This is a genomic window from Methanothrix sp. (assembly GCA_029907715.1).
Lineage (GTDB): Archaea > Halobacteriota > Methanosarcinia > Methanotrichales > Methanotrichaceae > Methanothrix_B.
In genome coordinates this window covers 26,914-51,629 of sequence record JARYLI010000007.1, presented here as the reverse complement: position 1 = coordinate 51,629, position 24,716 = coordinate 26,914, and the positions used below count along the sequence as shown (strand labels likewise).

Below are 24,716 nucleotides of genomic sequence, written 5' to 3'. Positions count from 1 at the left end.
ACAGCTCTTATCCGGACAGGTCCCTCTTATCACGCTGTGAGAGCTCTGCTGATATCGAGCATCCAATGCTCGGATGTGGTTTCACGAATTGTCGATACGTATTTACTCAATATCGTGAGCGTACTTGAGTTACTGATCAAGTGAAGCCGCTATCATCGGGCATGTTGTTCATCCAGAAATCCGCCAAGAGGGCAATTTACCTCAACGTATTGAGCATGTTCGTCGATACTCCTCGCAAGAGGGCCGGATCATGCGGCTCACCGCAGAATCAGATCCCGAGCGCAGATCGTTTCTCCTCGATGTGCCCCAGTATCAGCTCTGCAGCCTTCACAGGATCTTTCTCCACAGATATCACGCCGCCTGTTATCTCCCTGCAGCCTCTGAGGAGCAGATCCAGCAGCCGAGGAGCTCCGGTGATTGTCGGCACAGGGTTCACGTATGTGTAGAGGCCAAACGCAAGCGCGAAGATAGCATCGATTGTGGCCTTCTGCTCCATGTATTCAGGCGCTGCAGCAGCCACCGGCAGATCCTTGACAGACACGCAAAGCATCTCCGAGACGCTCCTGAGAAGCTCGGAGAGCCTGCCGACATCGGTGCATGTCCCGTAGCTCAGCACTGGAGGGATACCAAGAGAGCTGCAGACCCCTTCCAGACCGCTGCCTGCCAGAGCTGCAGCCTCCTTTCGACAGAGTCCGGCGAGCTGCATGGCAGCATTTCCGCAGCCCATTGAGAGGATCAGAACATCTCTTTTTATGAGCTCCTTTGCCAGTGCGACGCTGTGCACATCCTGACCTGAATCTCTGAGCGTTGTGCATGAGACCAGACCCACAATGCCCCTGATCTGCCCTGATTTCAGCGCATTCAGAAGCGGATCGAGGCTGCCGCCAAGCAGTTCCAGAATGCTCTCCGTGGAGAAACCAACAGTCGCCTCCCCAGCAGGCAGATCCCTCACGTGCCTCTCTCCCGATCTGCGCGAGGGATAGTTAGATATCGCCATCTCCAGGAGCTTTGCGGCCTGATGCTCCACCTGCTCAGGCACATAATTCAGCCTGTCACTGATGCCTTCAAACGCAACAAGCTCGCTGACGGGAACCAGCCTGAAGCCGTATCTCCTCGCATACTCCGGATCAAGAGGAAGCGAGCAGTTCATATCGCATGCCATGAGGTCTATGGAGCCTGTGGCCATCATTGGCTCCTGAGAGATCCAGTTTCCGGTAAAACCACCGAGCACCTCATCCATGGACCAGCGCTGTATTATCTCCTGGCCGGTCTCGATGCTCGCTATTATCCTCAGACCCCTTGCGCCCGCGCTCCTCGCCCTCTCCTGCCATTCAGGCTGCCTGGCGAGCATTATCATCGCGAAGCCCATGAACGGCTCGTGGCCGTTGACCACGACATTCACGTAATCCGGATCCAGGACTCCAAGATCGACCATCATCCTGTGAGGCCTAGGAACACCGAAGAGCACGTCCTGGCAGTGTTCCAGCATCATCTGGCTCTGATACGCCATGGCTATCGAGAGGCGCATCGCCTTCATCGCCAGGCTCTCATAACTTCCATCAACGTTTGTGAGGCATGAGCCTGTGGCCAGAAGTATCTCCCCGTGGATGCCTCCAGGAAATATGCCTAAAGCTCGCCACAGATCCTTCCGCTCAGCAGGTGCGAACGCCTCCACGATCTGGCTCTCCTGATAGTAGCTCCGGTTGAAGTCAGCTTCGACCGCATCACAGAGCCTGAGAGCTGTATCCTCTGGAGATCCGGATGTATCGATATCGAGCATGGAGGCGAGACGTCTCAGCTTTTTCTGCTCAACGATCCTGAACGGAGTTCTGCCAAGAGCTGTTGCTCTGAGCGTCCTTATCGTCTGCTCCGCATGGTAATGGTATGTCGATGCGCCCATCACGTTTCTCAGAAGCATCATGCGCATCGCCATGCCATCCGCTGATATCCCGCAGACACCCCGCCTGTCCTTCGATGCATCTGCCCTGCAGGGGCCGTTGGAGCAGAGATCGCATCGCGTCCCTGCCATGCAGTACGGGCATCTCCTGTCGGGATCTCCTCCCATGCCCTGGGACTCATAGCGGTCCCAGAGGTTGCTCATGCCATCTTTCCTTATCTGCTCGTACATCCGCCGAACAGATTCATGATATGATATCCTCTCCGGCTCCATATCTCTCACTCCATACACATCGCACCGGCTGGCCACACCCAGCATGGTTGCGTGAATTCCGCCATCTCTGCAGTAATGAGACGTGAGGCTGCTGCAGGATCACAGATCTCATCACCACACTCATTCCACCAGCACCAGCTCCACCGGGCGTCTCGGAGTGTGCCTGGTCGGCGGGGCGTATCCCATGCGTATGAGGAGCTGTGGATACCTGACGCCAAGAAACTCCGCCATCTCTCCTCTCAGCTCATCTATTGCTACTGGCTGGCTGAAGAGATCGAAGCGCACGTCCATCTCAGTCGCGAGAAGGAACAGCTTCTCGAAGGTGACGCCCAGCCTGACCCACGTCAGTTTATCTTCCGAGTCTGATGATAGAACTGCTGCTGCAGGAGATTCTCTCATGAGAGCAGACTCCTTTCTGGCCCTTGACCAGGATGTGTCGAATGCCCCGAAGATGAACTTTCCAAGGTACGACTCGAAATCAGAATAGCCAAATGCATATCCAGGCAGCCCGTCATACGCATCCGAGGTGTTGGGTCTTATCCAGGATGCCAGCTCCCTCCTGAACTCCTTGTTCCCGAGCTGTATCTTGTGGGCGCGTGCGAGTATCTCTGCCATCCGGTTCTTGCCATCCGGATCCGTCATTATGTCCAGCCTGAATCCATCATTCTCCACGAGCTCTTTCATCCTCTGGAGCTTCTCAGGCTCGATCTCCCGCTCCTCAAACCTGCTTCGATTTGTGTGCCGCTCTGTTATCTGTCTGAACAGGTCAGGGAACCTCCTCTCAGCGATGCCCTCTGAAAAGCCGATGACAGCGATGCGATCCTCATCAATCCCATCCGGGAAGCATTCGACACTGTAACCCAGATTGAAGTGCTCTGCAGCTATGAGCATGTTGGCCACTGCACAGCCCAAACTCATGTATGCGGTCCGGTGCGTCGGATCGACTGCAGGAAGCGTTCTGGATCTATCGAATATCACAGATATGCTGCTGTCTTTGATTGAGAACTTCCATGGCTGTGTGTTCGGACCCGAGGGGGCGAGAACCGCGTACCTCAGGACAAATTTAAGCTTATCATACATGCTTCCGCGTGATGGAAAATCCTCCTCACGTACATCCCATGCGGCAAGGTTTTTCATCATAGATGTTTCCTCCTTGGCATGCAGTGGCCTGACGCGCCACATGCTGCACAGCAGGGAGCGCAACCGACAAATATATTGTGAGCTGATGAAATATAAAAGTTGGCTCATCGTGAATGGGCTGGAGAAATGGCAACTCTGAATCCGATCCTCTCGCTGATCTTCGACGAATATCGATTCTCTTCCGTTTGCTCTCCCTGAGTCATCGTGCACTCCCTGCTCCTCTGTTTCAGATGAATTACAACCCGCAACTCCTTTAACATGGCAAATTCACCTGCAGAATCATGCCGATACATCCGATAGATTACAGGTATGGAACGCCGGAGATGAAGGCGATCTGGGAGGAGGATTACAGGATCAGAATGCTCTTCAGGGTGGAGGCTGCCCTTGCCAGGGCCGAGGAGGAGGTCGGCCTCATCCCAAAGGGTGCTGCAGATGCGATATCGAGGGCAGCTGAGATCGCGTCGCCCCAGCGGGCAAAGGAGATCGAGGCTGAGATAGGGCATGACATGATGGCGGTGGTCCTGGCGATGGCAGAGGTCTGCGATTACGGGGAGTGGATACACCTCGGCGCGACATCGAATGATATTCTCGACACAGCCACAGGCCTGCAGCTCAAAGCATCCCTGGCTATCATCGAGTCAAAGCTCAGGGAGCTGCTCAGAGTCCTTCTGGATATGGCCATGGAGAACAAAGATCTCGTATGCTCCGGAAGAACACACGGACAGATGGCTGTTCCAACAACATATGGACTGAGGTTTGCGATATGGGCCTCAGAGATCGCCCGCCACATCGACAGGCTCAGGGAGATACGGCCCAGAGCCGCAGTCGGGAAGATCAGCGGTGCTGTTGGGACACAGGCAGCATTCGGGCCTCACGGAATGACCATACAGCGCAGGGTCATGGAGATCCTCGGGCTAAACGAGGTCGATGTCTCCAACCAGGTCGTCCAGAGAGATCGCCATGCAGAGGTCATCTGTCTCCTGGCTCTCATCGCGTCGACTCTCGACAAGATCTGCGTGGAGATAAGAACGCTGCAGAGAACAGAGATTGCAGAGGTGGAGGAGAGCTTCGGGAGGCGGCAGGTCGGCTCCAGCACAATGCCGCACAAGAGAAATCCGATAAGATCTGAGCAGGTCTGTGGCCTTGCGAGGGTTGTCAGAGCACAGGTCGAGCCGGCGTTTGCGAACATACCCCTCTGGGACGAGAGGGATCTCACAAACTCGAGCTGCGAGCGCGTCATATTCCCGGAGGCGTTCGTGCTCACGGATCATATACTCAATCTCACCATCAGGATCCTCAGAGGTCTCAGGATACGAAAGGAGAATGTTGAAAGAAACCTCAACCTCCTCAAGGGTCTGAACATGGCTGAGGCGGTCATGGTCGAGCTGGCGAAGAGGGGCGCTGGCAGGCAGACATCCCATGAGATACTGAGGAATGCATCAATGAGGGCTTTCGAGGAGGGGCGGCAGCTGCTGGACGTTCTCCTCGAGGATGGAAGTGTCACAAAGTACATCGGGGAGGATGAGCTCAGAGAGCTGCTCGATCCACACAGGTACACAGGCACAGCTGTTGAGCAGGTGGAGCGGCTTGAGAGGAAGCTCAGGGCATACTGTGGGGATTGAAGAGCGTGTAACATTGAGAGAATTGGGAAGATAGGAGGCAAAAGGCGGGTGTCGGAGGTGGGAACGCGTCCGGCTTTTGCCCAAACAAATTAAGGCAATTGTCGAATATAAATATTTCGGTCGTCTCATGGGACCTGTCCGATAAGGAAGAGGTGCTCATATGATCGGCGTCCTCAAATCTCAAATATCTGGCTCAGAACTTTCGGACAGAGCCGTCTCAGGGGAGGTGTCCGGGTAACAGCAGTACCTTCTCGCGAGTTTTAGATCATAAACATTTTCGCTCTTATGTATTCAGCAACTTGAAGGACATGCAGGCCGGTTGCTGAATGCACTCATACCCTCGGAAGGAACGCATAGCGTGACTGGTGCCTCTTTGGGCCAAGTTATCAGATGGATAAGAGCGACTACAATTACAATTTGTATGAATTGGCCTTATGCTATCGGATTCTCAAACATTATTCAACACAGCACGTACTTCGAATACTTTATAACCGATCCAGTTTATCTTCTGCATGATGCGCTTCCAGATCCTGGATGCAAACTATGTCTATGACAGGAGTGGATATCCTGTTGTGCAGCTGTTCGGCGTCAGCGATGGTGGGGACAGCGTTATCTGCCGTGTGTCGGGATTCCGGCCGTATTTTTATGCAAGCGCTCATGACCTCACCGGTGCTGCGGAAGCTGTCAGATCTCTCGGCCTCGATGTGGAGATCGTCGAGCGATACGAGCCCATAGGTTACCAGTCGAAGCCCACAGAGATGCTGAGGATAATCGCAAGGGATCCGAAGTCCGTCAGGGAGATAAGGGATAGGGTGAAGGAGATCCCGTCTGTGAAGTCGGTCTACGAGACCGACATTCTCTTCAAGAACAGATTTCTCATAGATACGGGCCTCGGCGGTATGGCCTGGGTTACAGTCCCGGACTTGGGGAGGAGCGAGACGCGTGAGAGGCGCCGGTGGATCGTTGATGTGCCTGTTGATGAGCTGGTGCAGGAGGATCTGGAGAGCACGGCACCACTGAGGTTTATGGCCTTTGATATCGAATGCCTCCCGCAGAACGGGGAGATGCCCAGGCCTGAGACCTCACCAGTGATACTGATAAGCATGGCATTCAATCCCCCTTATCGAGGGCTGAGCGACCTCGTTCTTGTGGGAAAGGAGCTAGGGTGCGAGAGGCCGGATGTTGAGGGATATGGTGATGAGAGATCTCTCATTTCCAGGTTCGTCTCCGTGATCGACGACTATGATCCGGATATCCTGGCGGGCTACAACTCGAACGAGTTCGACATTCCGTATCTCAGGGAGCGGGCATCCAGGCTTGGCATCGAGATGGATGTGGGTCGCGATGGGAGCACCTGGCTCATCAAAAGCATAGGCGGTAACAAAAATGTCGCTGTGACAGGCCGGGTCGTTGTGGACCTCCTTCCGATCATCAGATCATCATTCAGCCTGAAGCAGTACACTCTGAGAAACGCTGCCATGGAGCTGATCGGGGAGGAGAAGCGAGATGTGAACCCTGCCAGGATGGAATCGATCTGGCTTGAAGGAGATGGGCTCTCAGATCTCATAAGCTACTCAAGGCGGGATGCGGTGCTTGTCATGCAGCTCCTCCTCCGCCTGAGGCTGATGGATAAATACATAGCTCTGGCGAGGGCGAGCGGCTCGCTGCTCCAGGACATAGTCAACGGCGGCCAGAGCGGCATGGTGGAGAGCCTCCTGCTAAGAAGGTTCCGATCGCATGGAAGGGTTCTCCCACCGAAGCCGGACTCGGAGGAGTCGGACGGGCGGTTCATGGATGCAGATGAGCTCAAGGGCGGGGCGGTTCTCCCTCCGGTGAAGGGACTTGTGGAGAACGTCATCATCCTCGACTACAAATCGCTCTATCCCACGATAATGATGGCCCACAACCTCTGCTACTCAACAGTGGTCACGAAGGAGAGGCCCCCGGAGGTCGTCAAATCGCCATCAGGTGGGGATTTCGCAGCTCCATCTGTCTGCAGAGGGATTGTGCCAGAGATACTGAGGGAGCTGCTGGAGAAAAGGACAGAGACGAAGAGGCTCATGAAGAGTGCAGGCGAAGAGGAGCGTGCGTTTCTCGATGCAAAGCAGTACGCGCTCAAGATCCTGCTGAACAGCTTCTACGGATACTCTGGATACGCCAGGGCGAGGCTTTACAGTCTGACCCTGGCGAACGCTGTTACCAGCTTTGGAAGGCACAACATAATAAGGACAAAGGAGATGATCGAGGAGATCGGCTCCGTTTACATTGTTGACGGGAAGGCTGTGCTCCCCGGAGAGAACCCAGCTGGAGGCAGGCGCTACGGTCTCTCTGTCGTCTACGGGGATACGGACAGCGTCTTTGTCAGGATATCCTCAGATCGGAGCATCTCCCCCGAGGAGGCGGAGCTCATAGGACGAAAGATCGCGGAGACGATAACATCAAAGCTCCCGGAGCCGATGGAGCTCGTATTCGAGGCGTTCGCCAGGCGTGCGATCTTCCTGGCGAAGAAAAGATACGCCCTCTGGCTATTCGAGAGAGCTTCCGGGAATGGATGGAGGGACAGGATAAAGGTCAGGGGCATGGAGACCGTCCGGCGTGACTGGTGCGAACTCACCTCGAAGACGCTCAGGAGATGCCTCGAGCTGATTCTGAAGGAGGGCCGGGTGGATGATGCGGTTCAGCACGTGAGGGACGTGATCCAGAGGCTGAGAGATATGGATATCAGGCGGGACAGGGAACTCCTTGACGATCTTGTGCTAACGAGACGTTTCACAAAGGACACATCATCATACAGGAACAAGCAGCCACACATACAGCTGGTCGAGAAGATGCGGAGGCGCGGCGGGAGGGTCCCGGGCGTGGGCGACAGAGTCGCGTTCATAATAGTCAGGGGCGGCAGAAAGACGCTCTTCGTCGACAGGGCTGAGGATCCGGAGTATGCTGTGGAGAACAACCTTCCGGTGGATACAGAATATTACATTGAGAAGCAGCTCCTTCCGCCTGTTCTCAGGCTCTTCACGCCATTTGATGTGGGCAGGGAGAGCCTGCTCCAGTGCAGATCGCAGAAGAGTCTCCACCATTTCGATCAGCGGGCTCAGAAGCAGCGATCCCTCCTGGACTTTTAGCAGGATATACAGTTTTGATCCGGCACTCCGCATCGAAGTCTTCTTCCGGATTTGTCTGAATCGCTCTCATGTGGTTGGCAGCGTGGAGGCCATGCAGCCTGGATGCTGGAAGCAACCATTCGCGGGGAGCGCATGGCCAGACCAATGTATTTGTGAACGAGCAACGGACAAGAGCAGCCAAACAGCACTGATCCAGCCTCGGAACATGGCCCTTGATGGTCGGATGGGTTCCCGGGGGCACGGCACCTGCGCGCCGGTTGCTGTTGCGGTTTGACGACAGCTTCATTGATACGGATGCGTCGCCTGGCGCGCTTGGTGCATAAAGTGGACGACCATTGGCCCTGGCAGTCGAAGGCAACCGCAAGGCCTATAACTCCGGTCTGAATTCCATTCAGCCCATGCCAAACCTCAATGTGGCGGTGCTCGGTAAAGCAGAGTTCTCGAAGGATCTGGGAAAGAGGGGTACAGCAAGCGATATCACATTTTACAACCTCAAGAGAGGCGAGACGACTGTGACCTTCGTCGAGCCCACCAGGTATCCTGACCGACTTGCGCCGCTCTTCTATGCCCTGTCAATGGCTCGCAGGGCCATCCTAGTTGTGGAGAAGATTGACCAGCTCTTTGGGGAGGCAGTTATCGCCCTGGACTGCATGGGCATTCGCGATGGCTGTATTGTGCTCAAAAACTACATATCAGAGGAGCAAATCGCGCCTCTTGTCCGCTCCACTGCTGTCGAGAGGTATTCTGTGATTGATGACAATCCCATAGAGATACGCGAGCGTCTTCTTGAAGATGCTGATGCTGTGGTGCATGAGGAAAGCGCATCCGGGACGCTACCTGTCGATCACTTCTTCAACGTTCGGGGAGTCGGGACAGTCGTCCTGGGGAATGTTGCAGAGGGAACCATCAGAAAGCACGATATCCTTCGGGTTCTGCCTGAGGGTAAGAATGCCCAGGTGAGATCCATACAGAAGCACGACGAGGATTTCGAGAGCGCGAGCACGGGGGAGCGGGCAGGTCTTGCGCTTAAGGGCATAGAGGTCTCGGAGCTCGATCGGGGAACGGTTCTGACCACGAACGATGCTGTGAAAACCTCCACCAGCCTCAGATCGGAAGCAGAGCTCGTGAGGTACTGGCAGTCTCCCCTGAGAGAGGGGATGGTGCTTCACCTGGGGCACTGGATGCAGTACGTGCCTGCGAGAATCGAATCGACCTCCGGCGATCCGCGGAGCCCTGATCTGACACTCTCCCTGGACAAACCTCTCGTGCATCTTCCAGGGGACAGGGCACTCATGACATACCCGGAGGGAGGAAAGCTGAGGATAGTCGGGACGATCGAGCTTCCCTGACAGCAGCGTGCGTTAAATCACAGGCGCTCATATCTCGCTCCATGCGTCATCGGTTAAGATCGACATGTGTAGAGTTGGACTTAATAGTCTTATCTCGCCTCAGTACTGCTATCAGGACTCAAGTCCACAGGCGGTCGATTTGAATCAAACTCACCGATCTGGCGCGATCTCAATCTGTCAAATTTCATGATCAATATATTTACATAAAATCCTTAACCGATGACCAATGTATCCCGCTCATAACCATCTGATGACTTGCTCGAAGAGGCACCAATCATGCTATGCGCCCGTTTCGACTTATCTTCGACTGCGTCGAAGGCCTGGCGAGCGAATGGGTGCACTCAGCAACCGGCCTTCATGGCCTCCAAGTTGCTGAATGCATGAGAACGAATCGCAGGGTGAGATAGCACCTCTGTGCATCTCTGAACAGGCAGTTTCGCAGTCATCGTGTCTCGCTCGTGCTGAAGCTGCTGGCTGCATCCAGGGCGTTCACGTAGAACTTGCTAGTGTACTCCTTCACCATCCTCCTCGAGGAGAACCTGGGCGCGGTGCTCTTTATCGCCTCCTTCATGACCCTGACCCAGCCATGCGGCACCCCATCGTTGTTCTCCACCCTGTAGAACAGGGGCACGATATCGTTCTCCAGAAGATCGTACAGGCTGTGCGCATCCCTGATATCCCGATCAGCGCCCTCTGCGCCCTCGAATGCCCAGCCATTTCTGCCGTTGTATCCCTCTATCCACCATCCATCCAGAACGCTGAGCTGTGGCACGCCGTTGACCATCGCCTTCATGCCGCTGGTGCCGGATGCCTCGAGCGGCGGCTGCGGCGTGTTCAGCCACAGGTCGACACCATGGACCATGTACTGAGCGAGCTGCTCATCATAGTCCTCGACGAACGCTATCCTCCCCCCGAAGCTCGGATCCTTCGCTATGTTGTAGACTTTCTGGATGATCTGCTTGGCTGTGTCATCCGCAGGATGCGCCTTGCCTGCGAATACTATCTGAACAGGCATGTCCTCGTTGTTCAATATGCCCCTGAGGCGATTCAGGTCCTGGAGTATCAGCGTGGCCCTCTTGTATGTGGCAAACCTCCGCGCGAAGCCTATTGTGAAGACAGATGGGTCAAAAAGCACACCAGACGCGACTATTATCCTCGGATCCGCGTTGTCCATGGACCACCTGAGCCTCGCGCGCTCCCTTATCGTTGTTATCAATCTCATCTTGGCCATCCGATGCGCCATCCAGAGCTCTCTGTCGGGTATATCGTCCACAAGCTCCCATATGGAGGGATCGTCGTGCTCCTCCAGCCATCCGAGTCCAAGATACCTGTTGAAGAGATCCTCCATGCCGCGATCGAGCCAGGTGAGTATGTGCACGCCATTGGTGACATAATCGATGACTATGCCGTTCGATTTTAGCTCGGAGATCAGATGCCGCCACATCGACTCGGTGACCTCCAGATGCCTCCTGCTGACGCAGTTCCTGTACAGGGACATCCGCATCGCGAATGCGGTCATGTTGAACCCGGCCTGCGGGTTTGCCGGATCTATGCCCAGCCTGAAGAACTGATCGCGAGTGAGTCCGATCGAGGGCAGATACGAGTTGAAGTACTTCTCCATGAGATGGAACGGGAATATATCATGGCCCGCCGGAACGGGAGTGTGCGTTGTGAACACGGTCGTTCTCCTGATGTAATCGATGGCGTCACTGCAGCTCATTCCCTTTCCTGTGAGGTGCCTGAGCCTCTCCAGGACCGCGAATGCAGGGTGGCCTTCGTTGAGATGCAGGACCAGATTATCTATGCCCATGCTCTCAAGCACGCTCATGCCGCCAATGCCCAGCACTATCTCCTGCCTCAGCCTCTGCTCAGCATCTCCGATGTAGAGGCGTGATGATATCCCCCGGTTCCATGGGTCGTTCGCCTCGACGTCTGTGTCCAGGAGGTACAGCGGGATCCTGCCGATCCTGAGCTTCCAAACCCCCACATATATCGGAGGCTCTATCACCGGGACCCTCACGAGCAGTGGTTTGCCATTTTCATCGAGCACCTGGGATATCGGCGCGTGGCTCTTGTCCAGGATCTCGCTCTCGCTCAGCTGCCAGCCATCTGGAGACAGCCTCTGCCTGAGGTACCCACCGGGGTACATGAAGCCCACACCGATGACGGGAAGCCTGAGATCGCTGCACTCCTTGAGGTAATCGCCAGCCAGGAATCCCAGGCCGCCGGCGTAGAACGGCATCGAGTGGTGTAGGCCATACTCAGCTGAGAAGTATGCGATTGGCAAGTTCATCGGGTTTCTGATGTGGGATGGGAACCATCCACCCTTTGCCCTCATCTCGGACCTGAACCTTGAGATGACCGCATCGTAATGTCTCAGGAAATGCTCATTCTCAGCCGCTCTCTCTAACACAGATCTATCGATCTCGTGGAGAAGCTTCACAGGATTGTGAACGCTGAGCTGCCATGCAGCGGGATTCAGCATGTTAAATAGATCCCTGGCCTGATGGTGCCATGACCACCAGAGGTTGCATGCCAGCTCCCTCAGCCCCTCAATCCTCGCCGGTACCTCTGGAAATCTGTCTATCACTCTGCCTGCCCTCCGCAAAGAACATCGACTGTGACCCACCGAATGGAGGAGCATCCTGCTTTTACATCCTGCTGGGGGATCGCTGCCATCCGGCTCCTCGCATGTTTTTTGGATTTTCCTCTTCCCATCTAAAGAACCCGCAATGCAGATTCACCCACCATCTGGGGTAGTGATGGCTCAAAGTATCTTCGGGTTGTCTTCTGATTGACAGCGAGGTTGACTCAAGAGCAAAGAATAAAAGGGTTGCGCATAACATAGATAGCCGTCGAGCCCCAGAACATCTGACATTCGCTCTGAGCCGTCTGATATCCAAGTTGATGAGTACATAAGAGCGTTTGGTGTACAAAGTCGAGACTTTCAGGCTGAGCAGGGCCCTGATTTGCGATAAAATCTTTATATAATGTCTGCGAGAGATGAGTGAGACATTTAGGATATTGTTAAATTGATCGCATATCCGGACATGAGAAGATGGTGCTGAAGAGAGACAAGCTGAGCATAATATCTGAGATACTTCAGAAATGCATTGGCGGTGCCACGAAGACCGCTATAGTCTACCAGGTGAACCTGAACTTCAAGACAGTCAACCCGTACCTGGATCTTCTGATCGCCCGTGGCCTTATTGAGATCTCGCAGGGCTCAACTGTGACATACAAAACGACCGAAAAGGGCGTCAAGCTGCTCGAGGATCTGAAGAGGGTGCATGATGTTCTGAAGGAGGCCTCTGAGCAGGATTAGCATGGGATCTGCCTGCATTCGAACTGCCTGAAGGCTGCATGCCCCAACACCGCATACGTTTTCATGCGTCATCGGTTAAGATCGACATGTGTAGAATTTGACTTAATAGTCTTATCTCGCCTAAGTACTGCTATCAGGACTCGAGTCCACAGGCGGTCGATTTGAATCAAACTCTCCACCATGGGGAGATCTCAATTCGTCAAATTTAATGATCAATATATTTACATAAGACCCTTAACCGATGGCCAATGCATACGTTTTTCAGATTTCGGTGGTCGCGATTTATTTTATACCGCTCTGCTCAGATCTCTCCAGGACGTGGTTTTCATAGTTGACGAGTATCTCAGATGCCACGGTCCAGACCGGGAGGCTTTCTCCGTAGATTGATATCGTCTCGTCCGCTTCAGAGCTGACATCGCTTATGAACTCCCCCTTCGGAAAGCCGCCGAGTATGAAGAGCGCGCCATCGCATCCCCTCACGTAATCGCTGAGCCTGACCATTCTCCCCCTCGGGGACAGTAGGATGACCTTTTCGTGTGGTATCTCGCGTATGCATGCGCCTATATCCCGGCCCCTCTGCATCACAATGAGCGGCTCCCTCTCCGGCACACTCCCCGCCTCGAAGAGGCTCTCCATCAGGCCCACAAACCGGGGATAGTTCTTTGGTATCCTGGTCGTGGGGTCTATGGTTATCATCTCGTTGTTCCTTGTGTGGATGCAGACCCTGAGCTGACCCATCCTGTTCAGCACCGATTCCAGAGCCACAAGAAGGAAGATGTGGACTATATCCGGCCTCCCGCGGCGATCGCCCATGGGAAGAGACCGCATCGCGGAGTGGTGGAGACTGGCATCCAGAAGACTCTTCGCAGGCGATTTGTTCCTCCTCCTGGCGTTGAGCCGGACCGCCGGATACCCCACGATCTCTCTCGGCACAAGCTCAAGCTCAGAATCCGCAAGAAGCATGCTTATCATGGTTACTCTCCAACTTTTCAGGCGAACTGCTGAGACTCTTGCAAACAATGCTGCTGGGATGGTGCATTGGCAAGCCATTAAAGCGCTAATACCGTTGTCATCGGCTCCCGACCGTATCTGAATTTATCGACCGGATTGCCAGCGCGATCTACCTCTCACAGGACGATGGACATCATGTCGTGTGCAAGCGGCCACCTCTTCGCAGCCTCATCATGCGGCGGGTACAGGTGGCTCAGGTGCGTCAGCACGGTCTGTCTCACGTTCAGCCTCCGCGCCAGAGAGATCGCCTCCTCAGCGTTCATGTGCTTGTTCAGTTTGTATCCGGGGGGCATTATAGCATCCGCGATGAAGAGATCCGCGTCTCTCATGATATCCAGACTCTCCTCTGATAGCGAGTCGCTTGTATCGCTTGTTATGACGACCCTTTTACCACCAGCGGAAACCAGCACGCCCATGGTCTCGACCGGCGGATGGTTCACCTCGAAGAGCGTGAATTCCATCCCGGCGATCTCGAAGGTCTCCATGGGTTTCACATCATGCCGCTGCGGCTTCAGGAAGTAGAGATAGCTGATTATGTAGTCCATGGTGCTCCGGGTTGCGTATACAGGGACATGGTTCTGCACCCTGTGAAAGTCGCCAAAGCCGGCGTAGTGATCGTAATGCGCATGCGTCCAGATGACTGCGTCAACCTTGCTTATGCCCATCCTGATGAGCTGCCATCTCAGATCCGGGCTCGTATCGATGAGCACTCTGCCCTCGTCGCTCTCCAGAAGTATCGAGAAGCGCAGCCTGCGGCTCCTTCCTCCGTTGAGGGCATCGACGCATGTGGGACACCTGCATCCTATCTTCGGCGTGCCTATAGCATCGCCAGTTCCCAGCATCACGACTCTCATAAAGCCACTCTACCTCTGTGCTCCCTGATCCTGTGCTCGAAGTCCTCTATTGCGCGCAGGAGATCGATATGCTTGAGGGTTTTGCGGTCCTCCAGAAGGGCGTTCAGCACCGCCTCACGGACAACCAGGCGCAGATCTGATCCTGAATAACCATCGGTAAGGCTCGCGATCTCCTCGATATCCACCTCAGCCTCCATCCTCGACAGTATCTTCTCCAGGATCCTCCGGCGCATCAGCTTGTCAGGCAGCGGGAAGTCCAGAACCTTATCGAACCTCCGCCACGCAGCGTAATCCAGAAGCTGTGGATGATTTGTTGCAGCTATGAACAGGACTCCATCCTCCACCAGGCTTATCTCATCGATAGCCTTCAGGAGGGTGTTTACCGCTCTCTTTATCGCGCCGTGCTCATCTGAGGTCCTCGTCTTCGCCACGAAGTCGAACTCATCCACAAAGAGGACGCAGGGGCTGAGCCGCTTGGCCAGGTCGAAGACCTTGTCGATGTTTTTCGAGGTCTCGCCCAGGTACTGGCTGGTGATCATCGAGAGCCTGACCTCTATGAGCGGTACACCAAGCCACTCTGCGATCGCCCTCGCGGTCGTCGTCTTCCCTGTGCCGGGAGAGCCGACGAAGAGGCTCTTTCCTATCTCCCTCAAGCCGACCCTGCGAAGGTACTCCCTGTGTTCTATCGCCTTCTCTATCTTTGATATCTCGCCCCTCTGCTCATCGGTCAGCACCAGATCCTCGATACGCTCTCTGATGTCCTCAGGCGATCTTATCTGGACGAGCTTCAGCATATCCTCCGAGTCCTGTACCGACTCCTGAAGCTCCTTGATCTTGGCCTCGATCCATTCGCGGTCTGCATATCTTGGCTTGTTTGAGCGCCTAGCCTCTGCATAGCTGACATCGAGATGATCATAGCTCTCGTAGTAGTAAGCGAGCACGGGGTTCGACCTCACCCGCTCGATTCCCTCCCTGGCAAACCATCTGGCACCGAGATCGAATACTGTCAGCCTCAGCTGGGATCCGAACTCCTCTATATCGATGAAGGGGAGGCGCTTCGCGATGCTCCTCACGTCCTCTATGCTGCAGATCTTCTCGACATCAGAGATGGTGACGTAGATGGGGCGTTTCACTCCCCTCTGCTCCGGGTCGAAGTAGTGCTTTCTTATCTTTGATGGCAGGTCGTCCTCTGTCAGGCTCTCAAACCTGTTGTATATCTCTGCCGTAAGCAGGAGCTCGGTCACCTCTACAGAACCGGGTATCTCGGAACCCATCTTCAGAACTCCATTCAGAACTGGAGGTAACTGGTGACCTATAAAAAGAGATAAACCTTTCCGTTCGCCGCACAGGATGCCCTGAGGATCCCGCTCGATGGTTGGGATCGAGAGCGAGTGACACCTCAGTAGTGAGATATTGTGCCGCTGGGCGCGATTCCCTGGAGAACATCCGGTGAATCGAGCACGTGACCGGATCCTGACACCAACGCAATATTTCATTTAAAAATAATAATATAGAATATGTTTTTGTTTTACGAGGTACCTTCAAGATCTTCGCGAATTAGAATATTTTGATTACATTTTAAATTTTAAAGTTTTTAAATATATAACAAAAACGCCTTCGGAGAGGCACTATCATAAAATAATGGAGATATACCGATTGCGCTGGATGCTTTCCATCTCCGAAATGTTTATACATAGAAACCATTTAAATATTTCGTGGGGTAGCAGATGAAGGGACTGGGCCTTGTTTGTAGCCCGACTACGCGAAGCTGTATCCGGTTTTCAGCTTGGCTTAGCCTCGGTCTCCTTTTCGTATCCCTCCTGCCATGTACGATACCCTCAGCATGCGCCTGGCCCTTCTGGCTGCCCCTCCCTACCTCCTCTGGCCCGGAACTGGAGATGACGGTCAGAGCAGATTGTGCGGATGTGGTCGCGGGCGATGCACTGGATTACACATGCGTCCTCAGAAACACCGGGGATCGCGCACTCTCAAACATATCTGTGACAGACGGCGCCAGGGAGATCGGGTTTCGTGACACACTGTCTCCCGGGGATGTCTTCAGCATAAGAGCGAAGACGCCGCCTATTTTATCTCCATCACGTTTAAAGATCACCGCAAGCTCAGATGGGAGGGAGCTCGCATCCCAGGATATCAGCGTCGGGGTTCTGGATAAAGAGGTGCGCCAGGCTCCGTATCCTGCTCTCAGGGCGACTGTGGAGACAAGCAGGATCGGCGGAGGCGCAGAGTACAGGGTCAGGATCGCGAACCTCGGGAAGAATGAGCTGAGGCGCGTTAAGATAGTCGACAGCAGGAACAGCATCCTCGGCATAATACCTGCTCTCGGCCCCGGGGAGAGCCACACGCTTGTGATCGGCTCACTGGCTGATAAAGGTCTAAGGGTTCTGGCTGTAAACGAGGCCGGAGAGACTCTTGTCGGTGATGTCACACACCCCCGGTCGCGCTCAGTGCCGGTGGGAGCTGCAGACTCGGAGTCCACCCTGAGGACCATGGAGTACAGGCCCTCCAGCGGCCTGGATCTGATCCTTGAGACGGGCACAACGAGGGCGAGAGCAGGGGATAACATAAGCTACCGCTGCACGGTCAGAAACTCCTGCAGTGATGTCATCTACAACGTGGATCTGCACTGCCACGGGAGGAGGATGACAACCCAGTTCATCCTGCCCGGAAGATCCATGAGCCTGGAGGGCAGTTTCACCATCAACTCCACGACAGAGATCGTGGCGAATGTATCCGGGAGCGACAGGAACGGCGCTCCTGTCGCGAACGAGACATCCGTGACGGTATGGGTCGTCTCGCCTGAGCTTAATGTGAGTGCCAGCGCTGATCCGCCGGAGATAATATCGGGAGGAGTGACGAACATCACAGTCAGGCTTGAGAACTCCGGCTCGGATCTGCTCAGAGATATCTCTGTTGAGGACAGCTTCGGCCATATCGGGGAGATAAACGAGCTGAAGCCGGGAGAGGTCAGCCATGTCAGCAGGAAGAGGCAGATCTCCTCATCGATAGATGACATTGTAATGGCATCTGCCAGGGACTCGACCGGCCGGGAGATTTACGCCTTCTCGCAGACAGCTGTGCATGTCTACAGAGCCGGTATGAACCTCTCGCTTGAGCCATCAGAGCTTGTTCTATATCCCGGGGAGGAGTCTGAGGTCCTGTGCACAATAGAGAACACCGGAGAGGTGGCCCTCAGGAACGTTACGCTCGCAGGAATCAGGAGCGGCAGGATCGGGGAGATCCCTCCAGGAACCCGAACAAGAATAGCCGCATCCATCTCATCAGATGCATCTAAAGATGTGACGATCACAGCAACGGGCTACGGAGCCGGCGATCAGGTCGTCTCTGACACAGCGGTTCTGTCCATGAAGGTCATCCGGCCGAACATAACTCTGTCTGTGATGCCAGCTCGTGTTATGTCCCCTGCCGGAGATGCGTTCAACGTGAGCTGTCTCGTCTCCAACCCCGGCACCGATCTCCTGTATGATGTGCGAATCTCGGAATCGGAGTTCGGGACGGTTGCATCTATCGGAGACCTGGCGCCTGGCGAGTTCAGGACCGCCACTCCCTCGCTCTCTGTTAACGAGAACCGTACATTGATTTTCAAGGCAACGGGCAGGGACGCCCGCGGCAGGATATGGAGTGCAGATGCAATCTGTGAGGCGGTTGTGGTCGATGCAGCTTTGGATCTTAAGCTCAGCGTCTCGCCCTCGGCGGCACGCTTTGGGGACAAGGTGACCATCTCCTGCACCGTGGAGAATGTGGGCGGCGTGCCGCTTCAGGAGATATTCGTGACGAGCAGGGTCATAGGCCCCATGGGAAGCATCGACTTCCTCGCACCGAAGCAGAGAAAAACGGTGACCATGACGATACCTCTCACGATGGATATCTCCGATACTGTTACAGCGGAGGGGCTGACCCCATCGAGATCGCATCTTCTGGACAGGGAGCCTCTGAGAATAAGGCTTCTCAGGGGGCTCGAGCCGAGACCTTCTGGGAAACCGCAGAGCACCCTTCCCGCTGCATCAAGTGCGGAGACATCTGCTGGTGTATCTCCAGTAAAAGAGATCGGCGCGAATGAAAATGTGTCTGATGAGAGGGAATCGAGCGCATCGCTCAACAGCACAGCCGGAGAAAAAGAAAACATCACAATCCCCCTAACCACCAATGCCACTGGAGCTTCATCCGCCAGGAACGCGGTCGCATCTGAGAACGTGAGCAGAGCTGTGAAGGACAGGACAAGCGGTATGCTCAGCCCGGATGGATACCGTGAAAGCATCCCCGCATCCAGAGATCAGTCTGCCCTCTCCATCCTCAGGGAGGTGATCGAATACATCCGGGAGCTGATCATGAGAAAGCAGATCGATGTGCCGGGACAGAGCGCCACTGGCGATAACGTGTCATCTGAGCAGGACAGCATTTCCATGGGCATTCAGGATCCGTCGCTGAACACCACGCTGGGGATAGAGAGCGTGAGGGACAGACGAGCCCCGGTCCGCATTCTGGACGTCACCGCGATACCTCCGGAGCCGGTTGCAGGTGCCCCTGTCAGGGTCGTAGCCCATATCAGAGGGGACTCGGATGTGGATTCCGTCATCCTTGAGTACGGGGTGGCGGACCAGAGCATAGCCAGAGCTGACATGGTCAGCATGAAGAGAACCGCGCAGATCAAGATGCTGCTGGAGAGCGGCAGCCGGAGGGATGGCTACTGGAGCTGCCTGATCCCCGGACAGAGCGCGGGGACAATCCTGGGGATATCGGTCAGGGCCACATGCGGCCAGAGCAGCGCAGAGGACGGGCCGTACATGCTGCAGTGGGTCTCGCACACCCCGAAAAGCAGACCGAGCCCGCTGCCTGAGACGAAAACCCGGGGTGATGGGATGCTCTACATCGAGTCCACAACAGTGAGCGGGAGGGGGGAGGTCTCAATAAGAGATACGTTCATGGAGAATGCCCTCTCGTACGAGGAGGACCTGAAGGGCAGCGGGAACCTGAACATGGATTCTGTCAGGTGCATGGAGAAATCAAACCCGACGGTCAACTTCAGCGAGGTCAAGGATATATCCTTTGATGGAGGCGTTCTGAAGGGGTTCAAGCGGTTTGACTCGCCTGTCTTCCACGGAGGGATGGGCGCGAGCATAACAGAGCGCTTCAACATGAGCCAGCTCGATAAGAGCGAGCGCGGGATGATAAGATCTGTGAATTACAGAAACAACACGGTGGCGTTCTCCACAGAGCAGGCGTTCGAGGGCATGTGGAACACCAGAACTGAGTACTCCAAGTTCAGCAAGAAGATGAAGGCGGATCAGAGGCTCAATGGAAGCTTCCAGATACAGAAGAACATAAAGTTCCAGGACTGAAATTATAGTTCTTTGCGCCACTTCATGTAAATCCATTTAAAAGCTACTGGATATGTCATACTTTATAGATTATTTTGTGTGATATGTTATATTATATCAACTTATGCGGAATACTATATTCGGGTGAGATTGATCGCCTCGTCTGCAGTTTTGGCAGACTGCATATCAGTTGGGACGCACCTGTTCGGAGATGCCGTGCTCAACCGCAGAACTCCTAGCATCAGATCTGGTGCAGGTGCCTTTGAATATCACGAGTGAGACCCCGGGGGAGCTGAGCTCATCCCTGAGAATGCGCTCGATCTCGTGATCCGGTGCAGGCATCTCAACAGTCCGCATATCAGGCACAAGCGCTCTTAAGACATGCTCCAGATCGAAGACCTCCTGGAATCCGGTCATTGCAGCGACGCGGTTCCATATCACGCCCACAACCACATTCTTTCTGTGCCAGATCGCATTGATCAATCCCTGGATGCCGGTGTGCGCCAGCGCGTAGTCCCCCACGATCGCGATCCCCTTCTCCCTGAAGCCAGATGCGACTCCGATCGATGAGCCGAGACCGTAGACCATGTCCACAGCGCCCATCCTCAGGGAGAGTATCGTGCACCCTGCATCACCCGCGATCGGCGCATCAATCCTGGAGAGAGCGCTGTACAGGGGGAGAAATGGACATCCCTCGCAGATTGACCTTCTCGCTGGGCGGCCAGCAGCGGTCTCCATCTCGATACTTCCTCTCAGGTCCGAGATATGGATCAGGCTGATCGCAGTTCTGAGATCGTTTGCTCTGATGCATCCGTACGGGAGATGGCCTGTCAGCCGGCCGCGCACACCCTTCAGATGCGACTCGATGAACGGCCCCGGCCCCTCTGCCACAAGGATGAGCCGGTGCATGCCCATAAACCTCTCGATGGTTCTCATCGGGAGCGGATGGGAGTATAGCGTGACAAGCAGCGAAGATCCGGTCTCCTCGCACACAGTCTCCGCCAGCGGAACCACAGAGCCAGACGCTATCACGCCTGTATCTCCGCGGAGCTTCATGCGGGCTGAGGACTCAGAGGCCTCGCTCAGAGCCGGGAGAACCTTCGCGAGATGCCTCTGGTGGCGTCCCTTCGCTGTCAGATCCCAGATTGACCGATCGAAGCATCTGGGCGTCTGCTGGAGAGATGCTGGTATACCAGCTCCGGTGATCGACTCGGTGCTGGCATCCTCGAGCACATCTGATGTCACCCTCAATATCACCGGTATTGAGAGCTCCTCTGATGTCCGGAATGCCTCAGTAACGGCTCTGTGGAGGTCTGGAGCTGAGGGATCGAGGACCGGCAGCTCTGTCAGAGGGCCGTAGAATCTGCTGTCCATCTCGATCTGCGAGCCTCTCGGGCCGAGATCCTCTCCGACCAGGATCACAATACCAGCGCCAGTAGTATGGGTCGCAGAGATGGCGAGCGGGTCTGCGAGTATGTTCATGCCGAGCTGCTTCACGACGACCAGAGATCTGATGCCGGTGGCGGACGCTCCCAGGGCGCACTCAAATGCGACCTTCTCGTTCACGGCGATCTCAGCCCCTAGAGATTGGGCAAGATCTGTTACCGGGTAGCCGGGCACATACGTGATGTAACCCACGCCCGCATCCATCAGGGCCTGATGTATCTGCTTCAATGCTCCTCGCATAGCCACTCCGGCACAACAGATCTATCAGAGTCTGCAAAGTACGGCACCGCAGCGACCGCGCCGATGAGGCCCTGCCCGTCCATCACGATCTCCAGTCCCGCGCTGATCGCAGCCTTCAGAGCATCCTCGTAGCTCACCCTCTCCAGCCTGCATCTCCTCGCATATTCAAGCAGCACGGAGGGGTCGAAGCTCCTGCATACCACCATTCCTGTCTCATCGGAGACTGTGTATCTCTCAAGAAGCCTCCTGAAATCCTCTATCATCTCCCTCTCCCGTCCGGGGATGCATGCGAACTCCACCGCAGTCGAGACGCAGTTCTGGGTCTTCGTGGGCACAGGAAAGAGCTGCACGAGCGAGTGAGAGATGTACCTCGCCTCGTAACGGTCGACCTTCTCGGATATGTTGTGAACAAGCGACCATGTCGCCCCAGTGGTCTTTGAGTCAGTGTTGTCAACCCCGATCACAAGGCGCTCCCTTCTCGGGACAACAATGGTTCCCGTCGCCACCCTCCCCCCACCTGCCTCTGTGGTTCTCGATCTCAACACATCTCCAGCCCTCGCCCTGGTGAACGTCGCACCGACACCACCTCCCCCGAGGCCTGTGTAGGTAATCTCGACCTCATCGCCTTTCACAAATACAGACGAGATGCCAGCAGACCTTCTTGAGGAAATTAGATCCAGATCCACCTCCCCCGTTCTCACGAGATACCTGAACCACTCCCCAAGGTTTCTCGAGGACAAAACCAGCGGGCCCTTGCTGTAGTGATACCTGGCCCATGCGGAGCCGCCATAGCAGCTGGACCTCTCGAGTATCTCCACCATATCCCCGGACGGGCTGGAGATGGCATGGATCTGCCTGTATGCCACCACGTAGGGATCATCCAGATCGAAGAGCACCCAAAGCACCTCTCTTTCAAACTACTTACAACGACAGAGCCCAACAGCCATTATGATTTTGCGTGAATCTGCAGACGATGTACGCCTTCCTATTCTGGCAAGCCTCTCCTGTCGCATGTGCTGCTTGTACTGATCCAGGGGCTATGATCTTCCATGCGCCCTTTAATACATGCCTGTCAGCTGCATCATTGATCTCTGCAGATAAGCACAGATTCATGAGGTGTTGCTCCCCTGGATGGCGATTCCTGATAAAAGGTTCAGCGAATCGAAGCCACTGCCCAAATGGGAGTGATGGTTCACCCCCATAAAAAAGCTCCGCTGGATGAGAGCATCTCCGGCGGCGGGCAACCACCAGCGCAGCTCAGAGATCCCATCGCACTTGTCCGGTGAATTTCCTCAGGTGCCAGGATCGCAGATCTTTTATCATGAGGAGCCGCTCTGGCCGAGCAGAGCTCTGAGCTTCTGTATCCGCTCCATTGCCCTGTTCGCCTCCTTTAGCTTCTCCTCCTCGTAATACTTCAGTATTTCATCTATCGATGCTCTGAGCCTGTAAACCTTCACCGGCCTGCCGGTGCCGTCGTTCCTCCGCACGCTCTCCTCTATCCAGTTGTGTTTCCTCAGGGTTCGCAGGGCTATGCTCACCTCTGGCTGCCTCAGATCAGATCCCCTCTCGATGTCTCGAGACGTGGCCTCCTCCACGTTTGCCAGGTAAGCAAGCATGTTCGAGACCTTTCTTGGAACCCCCAAGCTCCGAAGGATCTCGACAACCTGCATATCCCTAGAGTCGAACTTCATTACATAGGACTCCTTCATGCTACTCCCTCAATATTGTACCCTTCAGGATGTAAGGTGGACTTTATACTATAAATAGTTTATTTCTGTTAAATAATTCTAATCAATCTTTTTACTTTGGTACATGATATTAATAGTAAACAACATATGCGCAGCCCCTAGAGAATGAATTTGGGTGTGGTCATGAGTCCATAACATGTGAGCAAATCTCAGCATGTCTGCGGAGCTTTCTGATGTGCCAGGAGAGATGCAACCGGTTCCGGGGAACACATCATGCATGCGCATCATCCTGGCATCTCACCATCTGCCCGATGAAATCTCAGCCGGCATGGAAGCATGATGTGATCTGTCTGCGATCCGCCATGCGAATGCTGCCGTGCGATACAGCTGGACGTGGCAGTTATATATGATGCTGATGAGAGTTTGACTGCGATGGCAACGTCTAAAACACTGCCTCTGATCCCCTTTCTGATGCTGTTACTCGTCCTGCTTTTCGTGCCGTCAAATGGAGTGGAGCGGGTTCGTGTCTCTGGATCCACCACCGTCATGCCCCTTGCAGAGCTCTGCGCTGAGGAGTTCAATTTCATGTGCAGGGAGTACATGGTGACGGTCACAGCCGGCGGATCCGGCGTGGGGATAATCGACGCTGCCGAGGGCAGAGCGGATATAGCCATGTGCTCCAGGGAGATAAAGCCCTCGGAAAAGGCGCTTTATGAGAGGGCTGATCGCAAATTCAGGGAGGTACTGGTCGGCTACGATGCGATAGTGATCGTTGTGAGCCCGCAGATATATGACAGCGGCGTGAGGAGCCTCACGGCGGCGGAGGTCAGAATGATATATTCCGGGGAGATGAGAAACTGGAAGTCCGTCGGAGGGCCTGATAGAGAGATCATGGTGGTGGGAAGGAAGGCGGGATCAGGCACCAGAGACACGTTCAATGAGATCATCATGGGATCCGCGGCAGCTGAGACCCCGGGCGTGAGCATCGAGGCCATGGACAGCTCAGAGGTCAAGACCGCGATAATCGGGAGCGACAGGGCCATAGGCTACTTGGGATACAGCTATGTGAAGACTGGAGGCGTGATGCCGATCGCGTTGAATGGGGTCTATCCGACGATGGATAACATAAGGAGCGGAAACTACACGCTCGCGAGGAAGCTGTACTTCTACACATTCGGCGAGCCGACCGCAGGAGCCAGAGCATTCATAGACTTCGTTCTGGGACCGCAGGGTCGCAGGATAGCGGAGATGAACGGGTTCATACCGCCATGAGCCGAGGAGATCACCGTGTGCATCAGATGGGAAGATCAAGGCTCTCATGAGCACAGTGTTGATACCCCCTCTCTGAATCATAATCATTTGTCATCGGTTAAGGATTTTCTGCAAATA

The 24,716-nt window shown here is 54.9% G+C and carries 15 protein-coding genes; 6 read left to right on the top strand and 9 right to left on the bottom strand.

Features of this window, described 5'->3' with window-relative positions; translation table 11 throughout:
* Positions 1-268: 268 nt before the first annotated feature.
* Together cooS and QHG98_06040 are read right to left on the bottom strand one after the other, a co-directional pair.
* Positions 269-2,170: an anaerobic carbon-monoxide dehydrogenase catalytic subunit gene (gene cooS / locus QHG98_06045; GenBank protein MDH7597285.1), complete on the bottom strand. Its 1,902-nt coding sequence runs from the start codon at positions 2,168-2,170 to the stop codon at positions 269-271.
* Between the two features lie 120 nt (positions 2,171-2,290).
* Complete coding sequence (locus QHG98_06040; protein MDH7597284.1) at positions 2,291-3,310, bottom strand: hypothetical protein; 1,020 nt, start codon at positions 3,308-3,310, stop codon at positions 2,291-2,293.
* Positions 3,311-3,591: 281 nt separating this feature from the next.
* On the opposite strand from QHG98_06040, the gene purB reads away from it, so the two are divergent.
* From purB to QHG98_06025, 3 genes are all read left to right on the top strand, one after another.
* Positions 3,592-4,932, top strand: a complete 1,341-nt coding sequence (purB, locus tag QHG98_06035) for an adenylosuccinate lyase (protein ID MDH7597283.1) — start codon at positions 3,592-3,594, stop codon at positions 4,930-4,932.
* Between the two features lie 515 nt (positions 4,933-5,447).
* Positions 5,448-8,057 (top strand): DNA-directed DNA polymerase, encoded by a 2,610-nt coding sequence (locus QHG98_06030; GenBank protein MDH7597282.1) that lies wholly within the window; start codon positions 5,448-5,450, stop codon positions 8,055-8,057.
* Positions 8,058-8,455: 398 nt separating this feature from the next.
* A complete protein-coding gene (locus QHG98_06025) occupies positions 8,456-9,406 on the top strand; it encodes an EF-Tu/IF-2/RF-3 family GTPase (protein ID MDH7597281.1) in 951 nt (316 codons plus the stop codon).
* A gap of 442 nt (positions 9,407-9,848) precedes the next feature.
* Here the strand turns inward: QHG98_06025 and glgP are convergent, their stop codons facing one another.
* Positions 9,849-11,996: an alpha-glucan family phosphorylase gene (glgP, locus tag QHG98_06020; GenBank protein ID MDH7597280.1), complete on the bottom strand. Its 2,148-nt coding sequence runs from the start codon at positions 11,994-11,996 to the stop codon at positions 9,849-9,851.
* Between the two features lie 468 nt (positions 11,997-12,464).
* Between glgP and QHG98_06015 the strand changes: the two genes are divergently transcribed.
* Positions 12,465-12,731: a winged helix-turn-helix domain-containing protein gene (locus tag QHG98_06015; GenBank protein ID MDH7597279.1), complete on the top strand. Its 267-nt coding sequence runs from the start codon at positions 12,465-12,467 to the stop codon at positions 12,729-12,731.
* Between the two features lie 282 nt (positions 12,732-13,013).
* On the opposite strand, the gene QHG98_06010 is transcribed toward QHG98_06015, so the two are convergent.
* From QHG98_06010 to QHG98_06000, 3 genes are all read right to left on the bottom strand, one after another.
* Entirely contained in the window at positions 13,014-13,703 is a 690-nt protein-coding gene (locus QHG98_06010; protein ID MDH7597278.1) for a 16S rRNA methyltransferase, read from the bottom strand.
* Between the two features lie 155 nt (positions 13,704-13,858).
* Entirely contained in the window at positions 13,859-14,596 is a 738-nt protein-coding gene (locus tag QHG98_06005; GenBank protein ID MDH7597277.1) for an MBL fold metallo-hydrolase, read from the bottom strand.
* Entirely contained in the window at positions 14,593-15,870 is a 1,278-nt protein-coding gene (locus tag QHG98_06000) for an ATP-binding protein (protein ID MDH7597276.1), read from the bottom strand. The genes QHG98_06005 and QHG98_06000 overlap by 4 nt, the downstream gene beginning before the upstream one ends.
* 624 nt (positions 15,871-16,494) lie before the next feature.
* Here QHG98_06000 and QHG98_05995 point away from each other — a divergent pair.
* Positions 16,495-19,974, top strand: a complete 3,480-nt coding sequence (locus tag QHG98_05995) for a hypothetical protein (protein ID MDH7597275.1) — start codon at positions 16,495-16,497, stop codon at positions 19,972-19,974.
* Positions 19,975-20,139: 165 nt separating this feature from the next.
* Here the strand turns inward: QHG98_05995 and QHG98_05990 are convergent, their stop codons facing one another.
* The 3 genes from QHG98_05990 to QHG98_05980 all read right to left on the bottom strand — a co-directional run bounded on the left by QHG98_05990 (position 20,140) and on the right by QHG98_05980 (position 23,348).
* Positions 20,140-21,639 (bottom strand): thiamine pyrophosphate-dependent enzyme, encoded by a 1,500-nt coding sequence (locus QHG98_05990; GenBank protein MDH7597274.1) that lies wholly within the window; start codon positions 21,637-21,639, stop codon positions 20,140-20,142.
* Complete coding sequence (locus QHG98_05985; protein MDH7597273.1) at positions 21,624-22,535, bottom strand: DUF1743 domain-containing protein; 912 nt, start codon at positions 22,533-22,535, stop codon at positions 21,624-21,626. The genes QHG98_05990 and QHG98_05985 overlap by 16 nt, the downstream gene beginning before the upstream one ends.
* Positions 22,536-22,958: 423 nt before the next feature.
* Positions 22,959-23,348, bottom strand: coding sequence for an ArsR family transcriptional regulator (locus QHG98_05980; protein ID MDH7597272.1), 390 nt, complete (start codon positions 23,346-23,348; stop codon positions 22,959-22,961).
* A 411-nt stretch (positions 23,349-23,759) separates the two neighbouring features.
* On the opposite strand from QHG98_05980, the gene QHG98_05975 reads away from it, so the two are divergent.
* Entirely contained in the window at positions 23,760-24,599 is an 840-nt protein-coding gene (locus QHG98_05975; protein MDH7597271.1) for a phosphate ABC transporter substrate-binding protein, read from the top strand.
* Positions 24,600-24,716 lie beyond the last annotated feature (117 nt).